Below are 20,794 nucleotides of genomic sequence, written 5' to 3'. Positions count from 1 at the left end.
TTCAACCGCACTAGCCCTTACGTCCCGACCGCCCGGGTCGGTTCCGGGCCCGGCCGGCGGGCGCTGTCGCTGATCTTGAGCAGGATGGCGACCAGGGCCCAGTTGGCGACCACCGAGGAGCCGCCCTGGGCCAGGAAGGGCATCGTCATCCCGGTCAGCGGGATGAGTCCGGTGACCCCGCCGGCCACCACGAAGACCTGCAGGGCCAGCGCCGAGGCCAGTCCGGTGGCGAGCAGCTTGCCGAAGGCGTCGCGGGCGGCCAGCGCGGTGCGCAGGCCGCGCTGCACCAGCAGGCCGTAGAGCAGGAAGAGCGCCATCAGGCCGGTCAGGCCGAGCTCCTCGCCGAAGGAGCCGAGGATGAAGTCGCTCTTGGCCGCGAAGCCGATCAGCCAGGAGCGGCCCTGGCCCAGACCGGCGCCGGTGATCCCGCCGGAGCCGAAGGCGAACAGTGCCTGGCCGATCTGTTCGCTGCCGACCGGCGGGCCGGGCGTCGTGGCGGACCGCGCGGCGAACGCGGCCAGCGGGTCCAGCCAGGCCTGGATCCGGACCCGGACGTGCGGCTCGGCGGCGCCCACCACGGTGGCGCCGCCGACCGCGAGCAGCAGGCCGACCACGATCCAGCTGGTCCGCTCGGTGGCGACGTAGAGCATCACCACGAACAGGCCGAAGAAGAGCAGCGAGCTGCCCAGGTCGGTCTCGAAGACCAGGATCAGCATGCTCAGGCCCCAGACCACCAGGATCGGTCCGAGGTCGCGTCCACGCGGCAGGTACAGGCCCAGCACCCGGTGGCTGGCCAGTGCGAGGGCGTCGCGCTTGACCATCAGGAAGCCGGCGAAGAAGACCGCCAGGATGATCTTGGCGAACTCGCCGGGCTGGATCGAGAAGCCGCCCAGGTGCAGCCAGATCCGGGCGCCGAAGTCACTGGCCCGGGCCGGGAAGAAGGCCGGGGCGGCGAGCAGCACCAGGGCCAGCGCCATCGAGGTGTAGGTGTAGCGCTGCAGCCGCCGGTGGTCCTTGAGCAGCACCACCACGGCCAGGAAGAGGCCGACCCCGAGCGCCGACCAGACCAGTTGGTGGCCGGCCGCCGGGCTGTTGCCGCGCAGCGCCGGGCCCGCCCTGTCGAGTCGCCAGACCATCACCAGGCCCAAGCCGTTGAGCAGGGTGGCCAGTGGCAGCAGCAGTGGGTCCGCGTACGGCGCGAACCGACGCACCGTCAGATGCGCGGTCAGCGCCAGGGCAGCCGTGCCCAGGGCGTACAGCGGCAGCCCGGCCGGCAGCGCGTGGTCGATCGCCAGGCCCACGTTGGCGTAGGCCAGCAGCGGCAGCAGCACCGCGAAGGCCAGCAGCCCCAGCTCCGCGCCCCGGCGGCTCGTGGCGCCCGCCCAGACCGGCCCGACCGTACGGCCGAGCCGGCTGCTGAGCTGGGCGCCACTCACGTCATCGCTCGGTCAGGAGGGCGGCGGGCAGTTGGCGGCCAGCTTCTGCTCGTCCTCGCTGAGCGGGGGCGGAGCGGGGCTGCTCGGGCTGCTCGGGCTCGCCGAGGGGGACGGACTCGCCGCCGGCGGCTGGCTGGGCGACGGGCTGGCCGAGGGGCTCGGTACCGCGGGGGAGGCGCCGACCTTGGGCGCCGTGCGGAAGGCCGCGGCGGTCGCCGGCAGCGGTTCGGTGGCGCCGGCCGGCTGGGTCTTCTTGGCGCAGACCGCGGCCTGGGTGGCGAAGTCCTTCACCCGCTGGTTGGCGGCGTCCAGGCTGTTCACCGTGATGGTGCTCTTCAGCTGGTCCTGCTGGGAGACCGGCAGCAGCTTGGTCTCCACCTCGGTGCGGTTCTTCACCGAGGACAGGCTCAGACCCGCGAGGTTCTGGTTGACGCCCTGGTAGACCGCGACATGGCCGTCGCTGATGCCCAGGTAGTACTGGTCCTGCGTCCACGAGTACCCCGCGTAGGCGGCGCCGCCGACCAGGCCGATCGCCACCACGCCCATCGCCGAGCGGCGGAACCAGCGGCGCTTGCGCGGCGGCGCGGGCGGCTCCTCGGCGGCCGGCCCGCTCTCGTAGGGCGCGGCCGGTGCGCCGTAGCCCTCCGGCGGGTAGCCGGGCTGGCCGTAGGCCTCGCCGTAGCCGTCGTGCTGGGTCTCGCCGCCGTAGCCGGGGTGCTGGGCGTTGTGCTGGGCTTCGCCGTAGGCCTCGGCGGGGCCGAAGCCGCCCGGCTGCCCCGGGTAGCCGGGCTGGGCCGGGTCGTACCCGGCGGCCGGGCCGAAGGCGCCCGGGACGTGCTGCTGCGGCTGCTGGGGCTGGCGGCCCAGGCCCGCGGCGCGGCCGGCCGGGGTGTCGATGATCTGGTTGTCCACGGCGGTGCCGTGCGGGCCCTCGGCCACCGCGCCGACCACCACGGGGGCGGTGGCGAACTGGCCGCTCAGGGTGTCGCTGGGGCCGACGTCGAGCACATCGGCAACGATGCAGGTGATGTTGTCGGGGCCGCCGCCGCGCAGCGCGAGCTGGATCAGCTCCTGGATGGTCGGCTCGGGGGCGTAGAAGCTCCCCAGCGTCTCCTCCAGGGTCTGGTGGCTGACCGGACCTGACAGACCGTCGGAGCAGATCAGGTAGCGGTCACCGGCCCGGACCTCACGGATCGACAGGTCCGGCTCGACCTGGCCGCGCCCGTCCAGCGCCCGCATCAGCAGTGAGCGCTGGGGGTGGGTCTCGGCCTCCTCCGAGGTGATCCGGCCCTCGTCCACCAGCCGCTGCACCCAGGTGTGGTCCTGGGTGATCTGGGTCAGCGAACCGTCCCGCAGCAGGTAGGCGCGCGAGTCGCCGACGTGCACCAGGCCCATCCGCTCGCCGGTCCACAGCAGCGCGGTCAGGGTGCAGCCCATGCCCTCCAGCTGCGGGTCCTGCTCCACCATCAGGCGCAGCCGCTCGTTGGCGCCCTGGACGGCGTCGTTGAGCAGGGTCAGCAGGTCGGCCTGGGGGTCCGAGTCGTCCAGCGCGATGATCGAGCTGAGGACCTCGGAGGAGGCGACCTCACCGGCCGCCGCGCCGCCCATGCCGTCGGCCACGGCCAGCAGCCGGGGACCGGCGTAGCCGGAGTCCTCGTTCCCCTCCCGGATCAGTCCCTTGTGGGATCCGGCGGCGAACCGCAGCACGAGGCTCATACGGTGCTGCCCTCCCGGCTGCTCATGGACGGGGTGCTGTCCCTCATGCGCTACTACTTCCGCAGTTCGATGACGGTCCTACCGATACGAATCGGCACGCCGACCTGCAGCGGCGTCGGCTGTGTCAGCCGCTGCCGTTCCAGATAGGTGCCGTTGGTGGAGCCTAGATCCTCCACGGTCCACTGCCCAGTCTGATCGGGGTAGATCCTGGCATGGCGCGAGGAGGCGTAGTCGTCATCGAGCACGATGGTCGAGTCGTGCGCGCGGCCCAGCGTGATCACCTGACCCTGCAGCGCGACCGTGGTGCCGGCCAGTGCGCCCTCGACCACCACCAGCTGGGTCGGACCCAGCCGGCGGCCTCGGGAGGGCTGCTGCTGGCCGCCGTGGTTGGTGGCCTCGCGGGGCCCGGCTGCGGGCGGGCCGGTGCGCCGGCGGGCGCCGCGGGCGCGGCCGCGGCGGCGGCTCGCCGACCGGTGCGGGGGGAGCCCTTGGCGCCGAACAGATCGCTGCGGATCACCTGCACCGCGACGATCACGAACAGCCACAGCACGGCCAGGAAGCCCAGCCGCATGACTGTCAGAGTCAGTTCGGACACCGCTGCTCGCCCTACCCTTCGACCTGTCGGTAGATGATCGTCGTGGAGCCCACGACGATCCGCGAGCCGTCGCGGAGCGTAGCGCGCTGGGTGTGCTGTCCGTCCACCACGATGCCGTTGGTGGACCCCAGGTCGAGCACCATGGCGGGGGTGCCGGGGCGGATCTCGGCGTGCTTGCGGGAGACCCCGGGGTCGTCGATCCGCACGTCCGCCTCGGTGGAGCGGCCCAACACGCAGGCGTTGCCGGTGATCTGGTGGCGGGTGCCGTTGACCTCGATCCAGCGGCGGGTGCCGGCACCGGTGCCCGCGCCGGGGAACGGGCGGACATTGCCGCCCAGGCCGGGGACGGGGCCGGCGGCCGGCGCGGCCGGGGGCGCGCTCGGGGCCGCGGGTGCACCGGCGTACGTCGGCTGGGCGCCCTGCGACCACGGTGCGCCGGGAGCCGGCTCCGCCGGGCCGCGGCCGAAGCCCTGCTGCGGGGCGGCGGCGGGCGGGTAGCCGGGCTGCTGCTCGGGGGACTCGCTGGCCAGGGTGCGGCTGCGCACCCGGTACAGGCCGGTGTCCAGGTCGTCGGCCCGCTCCAGGTTCACCTGCAGCGGCCCGAGGAAGCTGTAGCGCTGCGCCTCGGCGTACTCCAGCACCATGCCGGCCAGCTCCTGGCCGAGCTGCCCGGCGTACGGGCTGAGCCGCTCGTGGTCGTGCGGGCTGAGCTCGACGATGAAGTCGTTGGGCACCACGGTGCGCTCGCGGTTCCAGATGGTGGCGTTGTTGTCGCACTCGCGCTGCAGCGCGCCGGCGATCTCCACGGGCTGGACCTCGGACTTGAACACCTTGGCGAAGGTGCCGTTCACGAGACCCTCCAGCCGCTGTTCGAACTTCTTCAGGACTCCCACGGGGCAACCCCCTTCCAAGGGTTCACAGCTCTACCTGGCCGGGCCGCCGGGCCCGATTGCGGTACTTCCGTACTGATCGTATCCACGCCGCGGCCATCTGTACGGTTCCCCGGCCATGTGGTGGACGGGCGTGGGCTTGCGCACACCCCTTGGCACGCCCGGCGCCCGGCGCAACGAGAGGTACCCGCGCCGCCCCCGGCTCACCCCTGCGCCGACCGCCGTCTCACCCGTTCGTCCCCGGCCGCCGCCGCCCGTCCGAGTGGCGGCCCCGGGACAGCTGTGCAGGCCGGGGCCGGGGATGGATTCGTAGGTACCCCGTGGGGCGTGCTAATGTTTTCCATGTCGGAAGGGGCGCCCGAGAGGGAGCCGAAACCGCCGAGCGAGAAGGACCCGGGTCCAAACCGGTTAGCTCTCACCCGGACGATCGGCTAGCATCTTCTTCAACACCCAGATGCGCGGGTGGCGGAATAGGCAGACGCGCTGGATTCAGGTTCCAGTGCCCGAAAGGGCGTGGGGGTTCAACTCCCCCCTCGCGCACAAACCGGAAGCCCCGGTTCGGAGAAATCCGAACCGGGGCTTCTTTGTTGTCCCAGGAGTGTCCCGGGCCCCGCAGTTGTCTCAAGCCTCGCCGCCGTTGTCTCAGGCCTCGCCGCGTTCCTCCTCCGGGGTGTGCGGGAGGGTGATGCCGTGGGTGATGGCCAGCCGGATCAGGCCGGAGATCCGGCCCTGACTGGCCTGGACTCCGTCGAGGTCCCCGTCGGCGCGGGCCTCGGCCAGGTCCTTGCGGGCCTGCGCCAGCTGTGCGCGCAGCTCATCTTCGAACATCGCCGTCACCTGACCAGCATGTGCTGGGGTGGGGGATTCCTCAACCGTGCTGATCCGGATGCCGAGGCTGGGCCCGCCGGCTGATCCGGCCGCGCAGGCGGTTGCTGATCGCGCTGTAGCCGGCGGCCAGGAAGACCAGGGTGTAGCCGATCTGCAGCATCACCACCACGCGCGAGACCTGGCCGGTGGGGACGATGTCGCCGTAGCCGACCGTCGCCACGGTGACCACGGTGAAGTAGAGCGCGTCGACCCGGGTCTGCAGGCCGCTGAACTGGCCGGGCTGGCGGGCCAGTGAGACGTAGGTGCCGGCGAAGATCACCAGGGCCAGGCTGGAGGCGGCCAGGATGACCAGGCCGGGCACGCCCCGCTCGGACTCCAGCGTGATCAGCCTGATCTGACTGAGCACCAGCACCGCCAGTGCGGCCAGCGCCAGGACGAAGACGGTCCAGCTGAGCTCCGGGTGTTCGGGGCCGAAGACCCCGAGCGGGACCGAGAAGTAGGCGGCCAGCAGCAGGGCCGGAAAGCCCGGCAGGATCAGCCAGGACCAGAGCGGGGAGCGGCGGCGGGCCGGCGGCGAGTCCATGGCCTCCAGCCTGGGCCGCGCCGGGTGCGGCGGCCCGGTCGGCTGAGCCATCGGGGGGAAGCGGGCGGCGGTAGGTTGAGGGTATGGAACCGCGTGCGTCTGTCCGCTCCGTCAACCTCGGAGCGGCCACCCCGAGCGAGTACTCCGACCCGGGCGTCACCGGGATCGACGAGCGCCCGGTGGCGGGGCCGGTCGAGGTCACCGCGTTCCGGGCGCTGACCACCGAGCCCGAGCTGCTGCCGCTGCTGGTCGGGGTGGCCGAGCTGCCGGCCGAGACCCGGGAACTGGCGCGCCGTCGCACCGCCGGTTCGGAGAGCTGAGATGAGGAACGCAGACACCGTGGCCGCGGTCGCGGTCGGCGGCGTGCTCGGGGCCGAGGCGCGGTACGGGCTGGGCACGTTGTGGCACACCCCGGCAGGGGCGTTCCCCTGGACCACGCTGCTGATCAACGCGGTGGGCTGCCTGGTGATCGGGGTGTTCCTGGTGGCGATCACCGAGGGGCGGCCGGCCCACCGGCTGGTCCGGCCGTTCTTCGGAACCGGGGTGCTGGGCGGCTTCACCACCTTCTCCACCTACTGCCTGGACGCGTACCGGCTGCTGGACGCGCACCGGCCGGGCCCGGCCCTCGGCTACCTGGCGGGGACGCTCGTGGCCGCGCTGGGCGCGGTGGCGGCCGGGGCCGGTGGGATGCGCTGGGTGCTGGCCCGGCGCGGCGTGGCACCGGCCCGGCAGAAGGAGGCGTGATGAGCGCGCGACGGTTGAGCGGTCCGGCGCTGCGGCTGACCGTGCTGGTCGGCGACACCGACACCTGGCACCACCGGCCGCTGGCCACCGAGATCGTGCACCGGGCGCACGCCGCGGGGCTGGCCGGGGCCTCGGTCTTCCACGGGGTGGAGGGCTTCGGGGCCGGCTCGGCGGTGCACTCGGCGCGGCTGCTGTCGATGAGCGAGGACCTGCCGGTGGCGGTGGTGATCGTGGACGAGGCGGACCGGGTGCGGGCGTTCCTGGCCGGGCTGACGGACCTGCTGACGGGCGGTCTGGTGATGCTGGACGAGGTGGAGGTCGTCGACCTCGCAGGAGCGGGCCTCGGCGACCAGGGGAGCGGAGCGGCCGGGTGAACGGGGCGGTACTGGTGGCGCTCGGCGCCGTGGTGGGCGCGCCACTGCGCTATCTGACGGACCGCGCGGTGCAGGCGCGGCACGACTCGGTCTTCCCGTGGGGGACCTTCGCGGTGAACGTGGTCGGTTCGCTGGCGCTCGGTCTGGTGGCCGGCGCGGTGCTGGCGGGGGCCGCCTCGGCGCAGCTGCAGCTGCTGGTCGGCACCGGTTTCTGCGGGGCGCTGACCACCTATTCGACGTTCAGCTACGAGACCCTGCGGCTGGCCGAGAGCGGGGCGCGCTGGTACGCGGCGGCCAATGTGGGCGCCTCGCTGCTGGCCGGGCTCGGGGCGGTGTACGCGGGGACGGGGCTGGCCGGGCTGCTGTTCTGAAGCGGGTCGGCTGAGGCACGGTCAGATGGTCAGCTCGCTCTCGATCCGACGGGTGTGGTGGCGGGCCATCGCCAGGTTGGAGCGGGCCCGGTCCAACACCAGGTAGAGGAAGAGCCCTTGGCCGCCGGCCCCGGTGAGCGGTCGGATCAGGTGGTACTGGTGGGTGAGCGTGGTCAGGATGTCCTCCATCACCTCGGCCCGCCCCTGCAGCTCGACGGCCCGCACGGTGGCCCGCACCACATCGGTGCTGCCGGCCGCCGCCAGGGTCAGGTCGAGGTCGGCGGCGTGCCCCAGGCTGCCCAGCGCCATCCCGCTGCCGATGTCCACCAGCGCCGCCCCGAGCGCCCCCTCGATGGTCAGCGCCTCCTGCAGCGCGTTCTCCACACCTGCCATACCGGACCTCCTGACTGATCGTTCGGATGGTCACGAGAGTAGGGAGGTGACGGGTACAGGCCGAATGCGTGACCGGTATTGATCGGCTATTGCTCAAATGTCCTGCTTTTCTGCACGTTTACCGAGGGGATGGCTGATCCGAACTGATAGGGGGCGCCGTTGTCTTGGGATTTGATGAAGATATGGTGAGCGGCGCCGACGAGAGAGTCATCCGTCGGACCGATGCGGCAGCAGGTGCCGCAGGGGGAAACAGGAGCACACGTGAAACTCGCCCGCTCGGCCGCGATCGGTGTCGCGGCCCTTGGCATGGCCTCGCTGCAGGTGGCCTTCGGCGCGGCCGCTCAGGCCGACGACTTCGGCAAGCTGACGCTGCAGCCCTGGGCGACCGACGCGGCCCGGCCGACCGTCGTGGTCGCTCCCGGCAACCAGGAGGTGCTCGCGGTCTGGGTCAACGGCCCGGCCGGCGCCAAGGTCGACTCCAACGTCCTGGTGACCGCGCAGAAGGTGGGCGGCGGTTCGCTCGCCGGGGTCACCCTGAGCTCGCCGGACGGCTGCACCCCGGCGGTGCCGGGCACCCCCGCCGCCGAGGTGACCGCGCTGATCTGCGACATGACGAAGACCGCCGGGGCGACCATGCCGCCGGCGCCGCCCGGCAGCCCCGTCGCGGCCCGCCACGACGTGGCGATCGCGTTCGCCGCCGGTGCGCCGGACGCCGAGCAGGTCAAGGTCACCCAGACCCTGGTGCCGTCGACCGACACCACGCTCGCCCAGGTCGAGGCCGACCAGAAGGCCGGCAAGTCCTTCCAGAGCAGCAGCCTCTCCTACGAGCTGGAGACCGCGGCCCGGGCCGCCCAGGGCAAGGAGACGCTCTCGCTGAGCGACTTCGCCGCGGGCCAGAGCGCCGTGCAGACCATCATGGTGCACGCGGCCGACAATCCGGACCTGATGATCCGCTCCGACGACGCCGTCCCCGGCGAGACCTGGGGCGCCTCGTCGAAGGAGCAGATCTCGCTGCCGGCCGGCCTGGACATGACCGGCATCACCGCGGACAACGGCGCGAAGTGCCAGGCCGTCGAGCCGTCCGGCCAGCACGTGCCGCCGAACGACGAGCGCTTCCTGGCGCTGTGCCAGCTGGCTCCCGGTGACACCACCCTGAAGCTGACCTTCAAGGCCGACGCGGCGCTGAAGACCACCAAGGTGAAGTTGTCGGCGGAGTACAACGTCTACTCGGCCGACGGCTTCCACAAGCCGGTCAGCACCGGCACCGGCACCTTCACCGTGCAGGCCGCCGCTGCCTCGGCCGCCCCGCAGAGCGCCGCCCCGGTGGCGAGCGCCTCGGCCTCGGCGGTGGCTGCGGCCACCCCGTCGGCGAGCGCCGGCCACACCGCCACCGGTGGTGCCGAGCTGGCCTCGACCGGTGCCGGCAACACCATGGGCTACGCCGCCGGCGGTGCTGCGGTGCTGGCCGTGGGTGTGGGCGTGCTGGTCGCGCTGCGCCGCAAGGGCGCGCGCGCCTGACGGTCCGTTCGCGGGTGAGGGCCGGTCGCGGGTGCCGCGGCCGGCCTTCGCCGTTCCCGGCGGGCGGGCAGGATGGGGTGACACGGAGCTACGGCGGGAAGGCGGGGACGGGTGACGGAGCTGCTGCGGTGGCGGGAGCGGCCGCGCGGGGCCCGGGGGGTGGTGCTGGTGCTGTACGGGGGACGGGTGGCCAGTACCGCCCCGGCGCGGCCGTGGCAGTTGGCGGCGGTGCGGATGAACGGGTTCGTGCGGCCGGTGGCGCGGGCCACGGCGGGTGGGACGGTGGCGGTCGGGCTGGTGCGGTACCGCTACCGGGGGTGGAACGGCGAGCGGGCGGACCCCGCCCGGGACGTGCTGGCGGCGCTGGACGAGGTGGCGGCCGAGTTGGGGCCGGTGCCGGTGGTGCTGCTCGGCCACTCGATGGGCGGCCGGGCCGCGCTGCGGGCCGCCGGGCACCCCTCGGTGACCGGGGTGGTCGCGCTGGCGCCCTGGTGCCCGCCCGAGGACCCGTGCGAGCAGTTGGCGGGCCGGCGGCTGGTCACCCTGCACGGGGACCGCGACAAGGTGACCGATCCCGCCGAGACGGTGCGCTTCGACGCCAGGGCCAGGGCGGCCGGGGCGGCGGTGGCCGGGATCACGGTGGCCGGCGCCGACCACGGGATGCTGCGCCGCTCCCGGGACTGGCACCTCGGAGCCGCCCGACTGGTCGCGGCCCTGCTCGGGCTGCGGCCGATGCCGGGCGAGGTCGCCGCGGCCCTCGCGCTGGGTGCGGAGAGCGAAGCCGGCCTGGACCTCCGGCTGCCGGTCGCGGGCGGTGCCGGCCGGCGGAGCTGACGGGAACGACGCGGCCGGCCGGCCCCGCCCAGGAGGCGGGGTCGGCCGGCGCTGGGTGGCTCAGGCGACGGTCAGGAGTTGATGCAGACGTTGCCGACCGCCGGGTTGAGCAGCCCGACCACGTTGACGGAGTTGCCGCAGATGTTGATCGGGATGTGGATCGGGACCTGGACGACGTTGCCGGACAGCACGCCGGGCGAGCCGATCGCCGCACCCTCGGCGGTGGCGTCGGCCGCGGCCGCGCCGGCGCCGCCCAGCACGAGCGCACCGGCGGCGCATGCCAGCACCAGAGCCCTGCGGAAGTCCTTCATGGGTGTTCTCCATTCCTTGACGGGATCGCTTCTCGCGGAGCGATCGAGATCACGCAAGAACACCTTCGATCAGTGATGGCCGAAAGTGTTCCCTTGGTCACTCTTCGTCCTCGATCCCCGCCAGGATGGTTGCGCCGCCGCACGTCGCCCCCAAGTCACCCGCACGGCGGAGCTGCTGTGGCTACTGCTGGGTCGGTCGGACCAGTCCGGCGCGGTGCGCGATCACGGCGGCCTGGACCCGGTTGCTGGCGCCGAGTTTGCCCAGGATCGCGCTGATGTGGTCCTTGACCGTGCCGGTGCCCAGGAAGAGCCGGTCGGCGATCTCCGCGTTGGCCAGCCCCTCGCCGAGCAGCGCCAGCACGTCCAGTTCGCGCCCGGTCAGGGTGCGCACCAGGGCCAGCGCGCCGGCGTCCGGTCCGCCGCCCTCCACATAGCCGCCGATCACGGTGCGGGTGACGGCGGGCGAGAGCATGCTGCCGCCGGCGGCCAGGATCCGCACCGCGTGCACCAGCTGGTCGGGGGCGGTGTCCTTGAGCAGGAACCCGGCCGCGCCGGACCGCAGCGCGGTGCCGATGTACTCGTCGGTGTCGAAGGTGGTGAGCATCGAGACGGCCGGCGGGTCGGGCAGTTCGCGCAGCCGGCGCAGCACCGAGATCCCGTCCAGGTCGGGCATCCGCACGTCCAGCAGCACCACGTGCGGCTTCAGCCGCTGCACGTACGCCTCGGCCTCGCCGCCGGAACAGCTGCCGACCAGCTCCAGGTCGGGAGCCGAGCCGACGATCAGCCCCAGGCCGGACCGGACGAGCAGCTCGTCGTCCACGATCAGCACGCGGATGGGTTCCATGCCGTCTCCTCAGTCTCTCTACCGGCACGAGCCTAGGGGCTCGCGGCGCCGTCACCCCCGCCGAACGGCGGGGTCGGAATCGGCGTTCCGGTTCACGCGAATCTCATCCGGGCTGAGCCACGATTGATGACGTTCCACCAGGTGCGGATGCGCCCCTGGACCTGATCGTCTGGAATTGAGTCCATGTCCACCACCAAGCAGTCGCCGTCGGCTGCCGCCGCCGGTCCCCGGCCCGCGCCGGCCCGGATCCGGTCCGTCGCGGCGACCGGCACGGTCTGGTACCTGCGGTTGATCGCGCTGCTCAACCTGGTCGCGGTGGTGGCCGCTCCGTTTCGCAACACCGTCCGGCACCACTCCGAGGGCGAGTACTTCACTCCGTACCTGATGACGGCGGGTCTGGCCACGGCGGTTCTCTCGCTCTTCCTCGCGGTGGCGATGCGCAAGCGCAAGCGGGCCGCCTGGATCTTCAACTTCGGCCTGGGCGGGCTGACCTTCCTGACCTATGTGCTGTGGATGACCGTGCCGGGCGGCCACTTCACCGAGCACGGGTTCAACTACTTCTCCATCGTGCTGACCGGCCTGTTCATGGTCCTCCTGGTGGTCGGCCGCAAGGAGTTCACCTCCAAGGGAGACCGCTCCAACCCGAAGACGGCGATCGCCACCTTCTTCGGCGGCCTGGTGGTGGGTGGCCTGGTCGGCTCGGTGCTGGTCGAGATCTTCAACACGCTCTCCGGCGCGAGCTTCGGGGACCGGTTCCGGTACGCGATCTTCCGCATGATCACCGTCACACCCTCGGACCGGGTGCTGGACGTGATCAACGTGCCGAACTGGGTCAACGCCTTCATCAACGCGATGGGCGCGGTGCTCTTCCTGCTGGTCCTCTACGTCGCCTTCCGCAGTCCGCGCGGCAAGGAGCTGCTCACCGGCGAGGACGAGCAGAAGCTGCGCGAGCTGCTGGACCGGCAGGGCGAGCGGGACTCGCTGGGCTACTTCGCGACCCGCCGGGACAAGGCGGTGATCTTCTCGCCGACCGGCAAGGCCGCGGTCACCTACCGGGTGGTCGGCGGGGTCTCGCTGGCCTCCGGCGACCCGATCGGCGACCCGGAGGCCTGGCCGGGCGCGATCGAGCTGTGGCTGGCCGAGGCCCGGGAGCACGCCTGGGCGCCGGCCGTCACCGGCGCCTCCGAGGAGGCCGGGGTGATCTACGCCCGGCACGGCCTGGACGCGCTGGAGATGGGCGACGAGGCGATCGTCGAGCTGGACGAGTTCTCGCTGGACGGCCGCGCCATGCGGGTGGTCCGGCAGGCGTACAACCGGGTCAAGCGGGCCGGGTACACGGTGCGGCTGCGCCGGCACGAGGACATCCCCGAGGAGGAGATGGCCGAGCTGCTGGAGAAGGCCGACCGCTGGCGCGACGGGCAGACCGAGCGCGGTTTCTCGATGGCGCTGGGCCGGCTCGGCGATCCGGCCGACGGGCGTTGCGTGATGCTGGAGTGCACCGATGCGGACGGTGAGCTGCGCGCCCTGCTGAGCTTCGTGCCCTGGGGGGCGAAGGGCCTTTCGCTGGACCTGATGCGCCGGGACCGGGAGTCCGAGAACGGGCTGGTCGAGTTCATGGTGATCGAACTCCTGGAGAAGGGCGCCAAGGAACTGCAGCTGGAGCGGGTCTCGCTGAACTTCGCGATGTTCCGCTCGGTCTTCGAGCGCGGTTCGCGGCTCGGCGCCGGTCCGGTGCTGCGACTGTGGCGGGCCTCGCTGAGCTTCTTCTCCCGCTGGTGGCAGATCGAGTCGCTCTACCGGGCGAACGCGAAGTACCGGCCGATCTGGGAACCGCGTTATCTGCTCTTCGAGAAGACCAGCGAAATCCCCCGGATCGGTATCGCCAATGCGCTCGCCGAGGGTTTCATCACCGCACCGAGTCTCCCCACGCTCTTCCGTCGTCGGCACCGACGGCCGCCTGCCGCACCGGCCGGCCCGTCGCTGCCCGCGGCGGAAGGCGGCGGGAAGGGGTAGCCCTCCGCCGGGGGGCGGAGGGGGGCCTGTGGAGGGGGGCCTGTGGGAGGGGTCCTGCGGGATATACCGAATAGTGCGCCGTCCCACTTGGGGATGACTCGCATATCGGCAGGAAGAGCGAGTCGCGAAGTGCCGGAAGTGCCTAGGCTGGAAGGTGGACCACAGCTGGGTCCGGCGGACTTCTGCCGGGGCGGAGAAACAACGGAAGCAGACGGACGAGAGAGGCTGTCGTGAACCAGAGGACCCACACGGGGGGCGAGCGACGAGGGCGGGTGGCGTTGGTTCAGCGCGCCGTCGTCGCCGAGTGGGGAACATTGTTCGGGACCGTTCGGGATCATGTGGCGCGTCGCAAGTTCGCGTCCATCCCGTTGGCCACCGCGGCGACGTTCCTGATCCTCCTTTTCAGCATTGTCCAGCACCTGCCGCACGGGGAGCGGTTCGTCAACCAGATCGGCGTCGTCAAGGCCGCGTTGCCGCTCGACGTCTCGCTGCTGCGCACTCCCCTGTCGCTGTACGTGCCGGCGCTCGACCTGCCGGTCTGGGGCGCGCTCGCCCAGGTCCTGCTGGTCTTCGGGGTGGCGGAGATCGTGCTGGGCCGCAAGGTGACGCTCTTCGTCGCCTACGCCTGCACGCTGGCCGGCACCGTCTTCGCCCGGATCGGGGTGTCGATCGGCCCGGACCACCTGTTCGGCTTCCCCTCCTATGTGGCGCACTACCGGGACACCGGTCCGTCGGCGGCCGTGGTGGCGCTGGCGGTCTGCATCGCCTGGCGGACCAGGGCCTGGTTCACCGGTGCCATTGTGGTCGGGGCGATGATCACCGAGGCCGTGGTGCTGCCCAACCTGGCCGGGCTGGAGCACGTGGTGGCGATCGTCACCGCGCTGCTGATCGCCGCCACCGGCGAGGTCTTCGGCAGCTACTGGCCGCGGGTGCTCAGCGGGGTCGGCGCGGCCACCCTGGTCGCGTCCGAGGGACGTCAGCGCACCGCCTGATCAGTTCTTCCGCGGCAGCGGCTGCTCGAACCAGACCACCTTGCCGACCGCCTTGCGGGCGGTGCCCCAGCGTTCGGCCAGCTTGCTGACCAGGTTGAGGCCCCGCCCGTTCTCGTCCATCGACTCGGCGGGCTCCAGCGAGGGCAGGTTGTGGTTGTCGTCGCTGACCTCCACCAGCAGCTTGTCCACCCGGATCAGCTGCAGCTGGACGTAGTCCCTGGCCACCCGCACCGCGTTCGTCACCAGCTCGCTGACCAGCAGTTCGGTGGTGTCGCTGAGCGCGGTGAGCTGCCAGGCCGCCAGCTGGTCGCGGACCAGTCGGCGGGCCCGGCGGACCTCGGCGGTGTCCACCGCCAGGGTCCAGGTGGCCACCTCGGTCTCGGCCACGCCGTCGAAGCGGGCGACCAGCAGGGCGACGTCGTCCTTGCGGTCGTCCGAGTGCAGCCGGTCCAGCACCGTGTCGCAGGCCTCGTCCGGGGTCCGCTTGGGGTCGATCAGGTTGCCGCACAGGGCCGCCAGGCCTGCTCCTATGTCGCCACCTCGCACCTCGACCAGGCCGTCGGTGCACATCACCAGCATCGAGCCGTCCGAGACCTCGATCTTCTTGGCCACGAACGGCACCCCGCCGACCCCGATCGGAGCGCCGGCCGGGATCTCCAACAGCTCGCCGGTGCCGTCCGGGTGGACCAGGACCGGCGGCACATGGCCGGCGCTGGCCAGCTCGCAGGTGCGGTTGATCGGGTCGTAGACCGCGTACAGGCAGGTGGCCAGGTGGTCGTCGCCGATCTTCTGGGCGAGGTTGTCCAGGTGGCGCAGCAACTGGCCGGGCGGCAGGTCGAGGGCGGCCAGGGTCTGCATCGCGGTGCGGTAGCGGCCCATCGCGGCGGCCGAGTGCAGGCCGTGGCCCATCACGTCGCCGACCACCAGGGCGACCCGGCTGCCGGGCAGTTGGATCGCGTCGAACCAGTCGCCGCCCACCTCGGCCCGGCGGTCACCGGGCATGTAGCGGTGGGCGATCTGCACCCCGGGGATCCGCGGCGGGCGGGTCGGGATCATCGAGCGCTGCAGGGTGGTGGCGACCTTGGACTCGGCCCGGTGCAGCCGGGCGTTGTCCAGCGAGAGCGCGGCCCGGGCGGCCAGCTCCAGCAGGGTGGCGGCGTCCGACTCGTCGAACGGGGCCCGGTCCGGCAGCCGCAGCAGCTTGAGGATGCCCAGCACGGTGCCCCGGGCGGAGAGCGGCAGCACCAGCATCGAGCGGCCGGAGACCACCGGGACCAGGCCCGGTCCGCCCCCGAGCGCGGCCGCGTAGTCCACCGCGATGTCCTCGGTCACGGCCGGGACCAGCACCGCCTGGTTGCGCTGCAGCGCCATGCCCGGCGGGGTGCTGCGCGGCATCGCGAGCAGCGCGCCCTCCTCCAGCACGTGTCCCCACTCGCTGGAGGATTCGCCGGACTCGTGGAAGCTGCGGGCGACCCGGCGCAGCATGGTGTCGTCGTCGGGCTGCTCGTCGGGCAGTTCGGCGTCCGAGATCAGCCGGTCCAGCAGGTCCACGCAGGCGAAGTCGGCGACCCGGGGGACCAGCACCTGGCAGAGCTCGCGCGCGGTGGTGTCCAGGTCGAGGGTGGTGCCGACCTTGCCGCCGACCTCGTTCAACAGGGCCAGCTGCTCGCCGGCCTGGCCGTTGGTCAGCAGCGGGGTCAGCTGGTCGGGCACCGGGCGGAGCGGGCCGTGCGGGGCCGGGACGGGGCCGAGCGGACGGGGCCGGCGGGCTGCTCGGTGGTCAGGGGGGCTCCCGGGGTCGGCGCGGGGCCCGGGCCAGCCGTTCGCGGGCCCGGCAGGGTGGGGGTGGCGTCCTCGGCCGTGGCGGGTGTGGGTGTCGGTGTGGGTCCGGCTGTCGGTGCGGCGGGTGCGGCTGCGGGTGCGGTCGGCGTGGCGGCGGGCCTGGGCTCGGGGACGACCCGCAGGCCCGAGCCGCCGCCGGCCGCGGTGGCCCGCTGCTGGGCGGTCGGGTAGCGGCGGCCGATCCCGGCGGCCAGCGCGGCCACGCCGGCGGCGGTCGGCTCGTACGGGACGACCGGCAGCCGGGTGCCGGCGTCCACCCAGAGCGCGGGGCCCCCGGCGGCGGCGACCTGCCGCAGCAGCCCCCGCTGCCGGGCGGCGCCGATCCTGGGCAGCAGCGGGGCCAGCGCGCCGGCCGCCCCGGCCGGACCGCCGTGCCCCAGCGCGGCGGAGATCCAGTGGAAGCCGCCCTGCCCGGCCTCGGCGGCCGCGTACGGCAGCAACCGGCGGCCGATCGCGATCCGCGGGCCGCGGGTGCGCAGCGGGCGGGCGTCGGCGGCCAGCGCGAGCAGGCTGCGGCCGTCCGGCTCGAGCAGCGGGTAGGCCCACCAGAGCACCGAGCGGGACCGGTCCTCGCGGTCGGTGACCGGCATCAGACCGGCCCAGGCGCCGCCGGCCGTCAGGTCGTCCAGGGTGTCGAAGGCGTCGCAGCGGCGGCCGGCCGAGATCGGCGAGTCGGCGAGCGAGCGCGGCTCCACCGCGGGCAGCAGGCCGCCGGCCGGCCGGCCCTGGACCGCCTCGGTGCGGTGACCGAAGAGCTCCTCGGCCCCGCGGCTCCACCACGCGATCCGGCCGTCCGGGTCGATCAGCACGGCCGCCAGCCGCACCATGGCGACCACTCCGGTGGCCTGGTCGCCTGGTTCGAGGGGCTCGATCTGCTCGGCCGAGGTGACCGCGCCCAGCGATCGGGGCAGTTGGGCCGGGGTGTCCGATGTTGAGTTCGGGTCGTCCGCCATGGGATCCGTGTCGCTCCCGCCTGTCCGGCCGCCGATCCGGCCACCTGTGCGGCTGTCAGGTATGTGGTCTCGCTGTGCCGCTCCCAGCGAAGCACGGTCGTGGCGGTGACCGGTACCGAAACCGCCAGATTGCTCAGTATCAGTTGCGTGTCACCCAGCGTGCGCCGTCTCGCACGCCCTGTCCATCATCAGCTGGCCTGAAATCGCTGTACTTCCTCCCCACAGAGTGACCGCGCTACACCGGTAGGCTCGGGGCGGCGTGTGCCGGTGCGTGCGTGGTGGCGAGTGACGAGTGGATGAGCGAGGCGACCAGTGACCGCAATGAGCCCCGTCCGGTGGACGGACCCGGAGCGGCAGCGGCTTGAGGAGCAGGTCGCGGCGACCGAGCTGGCCTGGCTGACGCTGGACGTCGACGTGGCCACCCTGCGGGTGGAGATCGACAACTTCGCACTGATCCACCATCAGCGGCTCGGCCCGCTCTACGCCCGCCTCGACGAGCTGGAGGCGCTGGTCGCCGAGGCCCGGGCGGCCCGCACCGGCGACCCGGAGGACCGGCGGATCGCCGCCGAGGCCCGCCGGGTGGTGGACGAGCTGCCGGACCTGGACGCGCTCTTCGACAGCGTCCGTCAGGCCGAGGCGGGCTCGGGCGCCGAGTCGCCGGAGCCGGCCCAGCCCGAGGCCCCGCAGCGGGTCCGCCCGGGCAAGGAGGCGCAGCGGCTCTACCGGGAGCTGGCCCGCCAGGCCCACCCCGACCTGTCCACCGACCCCGCCGAGCAGCAGCGCCGCTCCGCCTTCATCGCCCGGGCCAACGAGGCGTACGGGCGCGGCGACGCCGAGGCGCTGCGGGCCCTGGCCGAGGAGTGGTCCACCGCCCCGGAGGCGGCGCCGGCCCCGGACGCGCCGGACCGCGAGCAGTGGCTGCTGCAGCGGCTGGACTGGCTGACCGCCCGGATCGGCGAGCTGGCCGCGGAGCGGGTCCGGTTGGAGTCGACCGCGATGGGCTCGCTGCTCTCGCTCGGCCCCGGCGACCCGGACGAACTGCTGGCCGAGCTGGCCGATCAGCTGCTGGCCAAGGCCGCCGCGCAGCAGGCCGAGCTGGCCGAGCTGCTGGGCGGCCCCCCGCCCGGCGGTCCGGCGGGGGACAATGGGCCCTTCCACGACGGTTGCCACGAACAGGAGACTCCAGGCATGTCCCAGCAGATTCCCACCGCCCAGGTCGACAAGCTGCCCGCCGACGCGCTGCTGCTCGACGTGCGGGAGCAGGACGAGTGGGACGCAGGCCACGCCGAGGGCGCGCTGCACATCCCGATGAGCCAGTTCGTCGCCCGGCTCGGCGAGGTGCCGGACTCGCCGCTGTACGTGCTCTGCCGGGTCGGCGGCCGGTCCGCGCAGGTGGTGCAGTACCTGGTCGGCCAGGGCCGGGAGGCGTTCAACGTGGACGGCGGGATGTTCGCCTGGGAGCAGGCAGGGCGCCCGCTGGTGAGCAGCTCGGGCGTCGAGGCGTATGTGCTCTGAACCGTCTGGGAACCGCTGACCGAGGGGGGAAACGCGGATGACCGGTGATGACGAGGCGCCGGGGCCGGCACGGGTCTGGTCGCTGCCCGCCCTGGTGGTGCTCGCGGCCGCCGGGGTGCTGCTGCTCACCGGCACGGTGGTCTTCCTCGGCGCGGTGTTCCTGCAGTCGGCGCCGCCGAACGCCGTCTCGCAGCGCTACCAGGAGCAGCTGAACGGGGTGGTCTACCCGGAGTTCGAGCAGAACTGGAAGCTCTTCGCGCCGGACCCGCTGCAGTACAACATCAGCGTCCAGGCGCGGGTGCGGACGGTGGCCGGGCAGGGCGACTGGATCGATCTGACGGCCCGTGACATCGCCGCGATCCGGCACAACCCGATTCCCAGCCACGCCGACCAGAACCTGCTGCGCCGGGCCTGGGACTTCTACGACGGCACCCACGACGACCAGCACGCCGGCACCGCCGGCACCCGCAGCGAGCTGGCCGAGCAGTACCTCAAGCGGATCGCGCTGCAGCGGCTCGGCCGCGCGGTGGGCGGCTCGCCGATCGTGGCGGTCGAGCTGCGCTCGGCCACCGCGCACATCGCGCCGCCGCCGTGGAGCAAGGACACGGTGGCGACCCAGCCGCAGTACCAGGAGCTGGGCTGGTGGCCGGTGACCGACGCGGACTACCAGGGGTTGCGATGACCGGCGGGCCGGAGACCGGGACAGCGGCCGGGACAGCGGCCGGGACAGGCCCGGAGGCCGGGGCCCGGGTCGGGACCGGGGCTGGGACCGGGGTCGGGGTCGGGGCCGAGGTCGGGGCCGGGGCCGGGGCCGAGGGGTTGCTGCCCGGCATCCCGCAGCAGGCCGGACCGGTGGACGGGCCGCCCGTCGCGCCGCCGGCCTGGCCGCAGCCGGCCCGCCGGACCCTCGCCGACCGGATCGGCGACGCCCTGGTGACCGGCTTCACCGCCTTCACCGGACGCCCGCTGGCCCGCTACCAGGCCGCCGTGGTGCGGATCGGCTTCGCGCTGGTGGTCACCGTGCAGCTGCTGCGCGAGTGGCCGCACCGGCGCCTGCTGTACGGCGACCGGTCACCGTGGAGCCTCGACCTGTCCCGCGAGCTGCTGGCGCAGACCCACGGCTTCACGGTGCTCGACTGGCAGAACGGGCGCTGGTGGTTCGAGGGGGGCTACGCGCTGGCGCTGCTGGCGGCGGTGCTGATGCTGCTCGGCTGGCGGACCAGGTTCAGCTCGGTGCTGTTCCTGGTGACCGTGATCTCGCTGCAGAACCGCAGCATCCTGGTCGGCGACGGCGGGGACAACCTGGTCCACTTGATGGCGATCTACCTGGCCTTCACCCGGTGCGCCGAGGTCTGGTCGCTGGACGCCCGGCGCCGGGCCCGCCGTCGGGAGCCGGGATCGGCCTCCGGGGTGCTGCTCTGGGCGCTCTCGGCCGGCCTGCTGACGGCGGCTCAGCTGACCGGCCGGATCAGCTGGACGGTGGCGGACTGGCCGTACCTGGGCTGGGCGGCGTTCTTCTGGGCGGCGTGGGCCTGCGCCGGGCTCTGGTACGCCGTCAACCGCTGGTGGCCGCGGGGCGAACCGCGGGCCGTGCTGGACGCGCTGGGCAGCATGCTGCACCACTGCGCGATGCTGGTGATCGCCGCCCAGGTGGTGCTGGTCTACGCGACGGCCGGCCTGTACAAGGTGCAGGGCTCGCGCTGGCAGGACGGCAGCGCCCTCTACTACCCGCTGCACCTGGACTACTTCACGCCCTGGCCGGCCCTGTCCGGACTGCTCGGCCACAGCATGCTGGTGGTCTTCGCGCTGTCCTACGGGACCGTGCTGATGCAGGTGGCCTTCCCCTTCACGCTCTGGAACCGGCGGTTGAAGAACGCGCTGCTGGCCCTGATGATCACCGAGCACCTGGCCATCGCGGTGCTGCTCGGGCTGCCGGTCTTCTCCCTGGCGATGATCGCGGCGGACTCGGTCTTCCTGCCGACCGGCGCCCTGCTCTGGGTGGCTCGCAAGCTCCGGCGCTCCTAGGAGGTCCGGGCGCTCCT

The 20,794-nt window shown here is 73.0% G+C and carries 21 protein-coding genes, 1 tRNA gene and 1 pseudogene; 12 read left to right on the top strand and 11 right to left on the bottom strand.

Annotation, left to right across the window (positions count from 1 at the left end):
* Positions 1–17 precede the first annotated feature (17 nt).
* The 4 genes and pseudogenes from BR98_RS22395 to BR98_RS22380 form a co-directional block, all read right to left on the bottom strand.
* On the bottom strand, positions 18–1,436 hold the full coding sequence (locus BR98_RS22395; RefSeq protein ID WP_035847201.1) for an FtsW/RodA/SpoVE family cell cycle protein: 1,419 nt from the start codon (positions 1,434–1,436) through the stop codon (positions 18–20).
* Between the two features lie 12 nt (positions 1,437–1,448).
* Entirely contained in the window at positions 1,449–3,152 is a 1,704-nt protein-coding gene (locus tag BR98_RS22390) for a BofC C-terminal domain-containing protein (RefSeq protein ID WP_035847200.1), read from the bottom strand.
* Between the two features lie 53 nt (positions 3,153–3,205).
* Positions 3,206–3,747 (bottom strand): annotated as a pseudogene (locus BR98_RS22385) (FHA domain-containing protein FhaB/FipA).
* Positions 3,748–3,758: 11 nt separating this feature from the next.
* Entirely contained in the window at positions 3,759–4,640 is an 882-nt protein-coding gene (locus tag BR98_RS22380) for an FhaA domain-containing protein (RefSeq protein WP_035847199.1), read from the bottom strand.
* Between the two features lie 453 nt (positions 4,641–5,093).
* Between BR98_RS22380 and BR98_RS22375 the strand changes: the two genes are divergently transcribed.
* A tRNA-Leu gene (locus BR98_RS22375) sits at positions 5,094–5,177 on the top strand.
* A 102-nt stretch (positions 5,178–5,279) separates the two neighbouring features.
* Here the strand turns inward: BR98_RS22375 and BR98_RS22370 are convergent.
* Both BR98_RS22370 and BR98_RS22365 read right to left on the bottom strand, forming a co-directional pair.
* Positions 5,280–5,465, bottom strand: coding sequence for a hypothetical protein (locus tag BR98_RS22370; protein WP_035847198.1), 186 nt, complete (start codon positions 5,463–5,465; stop codon positions 5,280–5,282).
* A 40-nt stretch (positions 5,466–5,505) separates the two neighbouring features.
* Complete coding sequence (locus BR98_RS22365) at positions 5,506–6,048, bottom strand: potassium channel family protein (protein WP_083976840.1); 543 nt, start codon at positions 6,046–6,048, stop codon at positions 5,506–5,508.
* Between the two features lie 83 nt (positions 6,049–6,131).
* Here BR98_RS22365 and BR98_RS41505 point away from each other — a divergent pair, with 83 nt between their 5' ends.
* From BR98_RS41505 to crcB (BR98_RS22345), 4 genes are read left to right on the top strand one after another with little or no spacing between them, the layout of a single operon-like run.
* Entirely contained in the window at positions 6,132–6,368 is a 237-nt protein-coding gene (locus BR98_RS41505; RefSeq protein ID WP_035847197.1) for a hypothetical protein, read from the top strand.
* Between the two features lies 1 nt (position 6,369).
* Positions 6,370–6,792, top strand: coding sequence for a fluoride efflux transporter CrcB (gene crcB, locus BR98_RS22355; protein WP_035847196.1), 423 nt, complete (start codon positions 6,370–6,372; stop codon positions 6,790–6,792).
* A complete protein-coding gene (locus BR98_RS22350; protein ID WP_035847195.1) occupies positions 6,792–7,166 on the top strand; it encodes a DUF190 domain-containing protein in 375 nt (124 codons plus the stop codon). Before crcB (BR98_RS22355) ends, BR98_RS22350 begins: the two co-directional genes overlap by 1 nt.
* Entirely contained in the window at positions 7,163–7,537 is a 375-nt protein-coding gene (gene crcB, locus BR98_RS22345) for a fluoride efflux transporter CrcB (RefSeq protein ID WP_035847194.1), read from the top strand. The genes BR98_RS22350 and crcB (BR98_RS22345) overlap by 4 nt, the downstream gene beginning before the upstream one ends.
* 21 nt (positions 7,538–7,558) lie before the next feature.
* On the opposite strand, the gene BR98_RS22340 is transcribed toward crcB (BR98_RS22345), so the two are convergent.
* The gene (locus BR98_RS22340) at positions 7,559–7,930 is read right to left on the bottom strand and encodes a hypothetical protein (protein ID WP_035847193.1); all 372 of its coding nucleotides are present in this window, start codon (positions 7,928–7,930) and stop codon (positions 7,559–7,561) included.
* Positions 7,931–8,191: 261 nt separating this feature from the next.
* Between BR98_RS22340 and BR98_RS22335 the strand changes: the two genes are divergently transcribed.
* Together BR98_RS22335 and BR98_RS22330 are read left to right on the top strand one after the other, a co-directional pair.
* The gene (locus BR98_RS22335) at positions 8,192–9,448 is read left to right on the top strand and encodes a hypothetical protein (protein ID WP_035847192.1); all 1,257 of its coding nucleotides are present in this window, start codon (positions 8,192–8,194) and stop codon (positions 9,446–9,448) included.
* 111 nt (positions 9,449–9,559) lie between these two features.
* Positions 9,560–10,282 (top strand): alpha/beta fold hydrolase, encoded by a 723-nt coding sequence (locus tag BR98_RS22330; protein ID WP_232247487.1) that lies wholly within the window; start codon positions 9,560–9,562, stop codon positions 10,280–10,282.
* Positions 10,283–10,353: 71 nt separating this feature from the next.
* Here BR98_RS22330 and BR98_RS22325 read toward each other — a convergent pair whose 3' ends face one another.
* On the bottom strand, positions 10,354–10,593 hold the full coding sequence (locus tag BR98_RS22325; protein ID WP_035847191.1) for a chaplin: 240 nt from the start codon (positions 10,591–10,593) through the stop codon (positions 10,354–10,356).
* 181 nt (positions 10,594–10,774) lie between these two features.
* Positions 10,775–11,437, bottom strand: a complete 663-nt coding sequence (locus BR98_RS22320) for a response regulator (RefSeq protein WP_035847190.1) — start codon at positions 11,435–11,437, stop codon at positions 10,775–10,777.
* A gap of 183 nt (positions 11,438–11,620) precedes the next feature.
* On the opposite strand from BR98_RS22320, the gene BR98_RS22315 reads away from it, so the two are divergent.
* Positions 11,621–13,450 carry a phosphatidylglycerol lysyltransferase domain-containing protein gene (locus BR98_RS22315; protein WP_083976838.1) on the top strand — a complete coding sequence of 610 codons (1,830 nt, stop codon included), beginning with the start codon at positions 11,621–11,623 and terminating at the stop codon, positions 13,448–13,450.
* 338 nt (positions 13,451–13,788) lie between these two features.
* Entirely contained in the window at positions 13,789–14,442 is a 654-nt protein-coding gene (locus tag BR98_RS39545; RefSeq protein ID WP_157537884.1) for a hypothetical protein, read from the top strand.
* Here the strand turns inward: BR98_RS39545 and BR98_RS37115 are convergent, their stop codons facing one another.
* The gene (locus BR98_RS37115; protein WP_063774827.1) at positions 14,443–16,155 is read right to left on the bottom strand and encodes an ATP-binding SpoIIE family protein phosphatase; all 1,713 of its coding nucleotides are present in this window, start codon (positions 16,153–16,155) and stop codon (positions 14,443–14,445) included.
* Entirely contained in the window at positions 16,140–17,237 is a 1,098-nt protein-coding gene (locus tag BR98_RS41500; RefSeq protein WP_063774826.1) for a PAS domain-containing protein, read from the bottom strand. Before BR98_RS41500 ends, BR98_RS37115 begins: the two co-directional genes overlap by 16 nt.
* A 321-nt stretch (positions 17,238–17,558) precedes the next feature.
* On the opposite strand from BR98_RS41500, the gene BR98_RS22300 reads away from it, so the two are divergent.
* From BR98_RS22300 to BR98_RS22290, 3 genes are read left to right on the top strand one after another with little or no spacing between them, the layout of a single operon-like run.
* On the top strand, positions 17,559–18,752 hold the full coding sequence (locus BR98_RS22300; RefSeq protein WP_063774825.1) for a rhodanese-like domain-containing protein: 1,194 nt from the start codon (positions 17,559–17,561) through the stop codon (positions 18,750–18,752).
* A gap of 37 nt (positions 18,753–18,789) precedes the next feature.
* The gene (locus tag BR98_RS22295) at positions 18,790–19,434 is read left to right on the top strand and encodes a DUF5819 family protein (RefSeq protein WP_035847188.1); all 645 of its coding nucleotides are present in this window, start codon (positions 18,790–18,792) and stop codon (positions 19,432–19,434) included.
* A complete protein-coding gene (locus tag BR98_RS22290; protein ID WP_051970058.1) occupies positions 19,431–20,777 on the top strand; it encodes an HTTM domain-containing protein in 1,347 nt (448 codons plus the stop codon). Before BR98_RS22295 ends, BR98_RS22290 begins: the two co-directional genes overlap by 4 nt.
* Positions 20,778–20,794 lie beyond the last annotated feature (17 nt).

The organism is Kitasatospora azatica KCTC 9699, from assembly GCF_000744785.1.
In the GTDB taxonomy this organism is placed as follows: Bacteria; Actinomycetota; Actinomycetes; order Streptomycetales; family Streptomycetaceae; genus Kitasatospora; species Kitasatospora azatica.
This window is presented reverse-complemented; position numbering and strand designations above follow the sequence as displayed.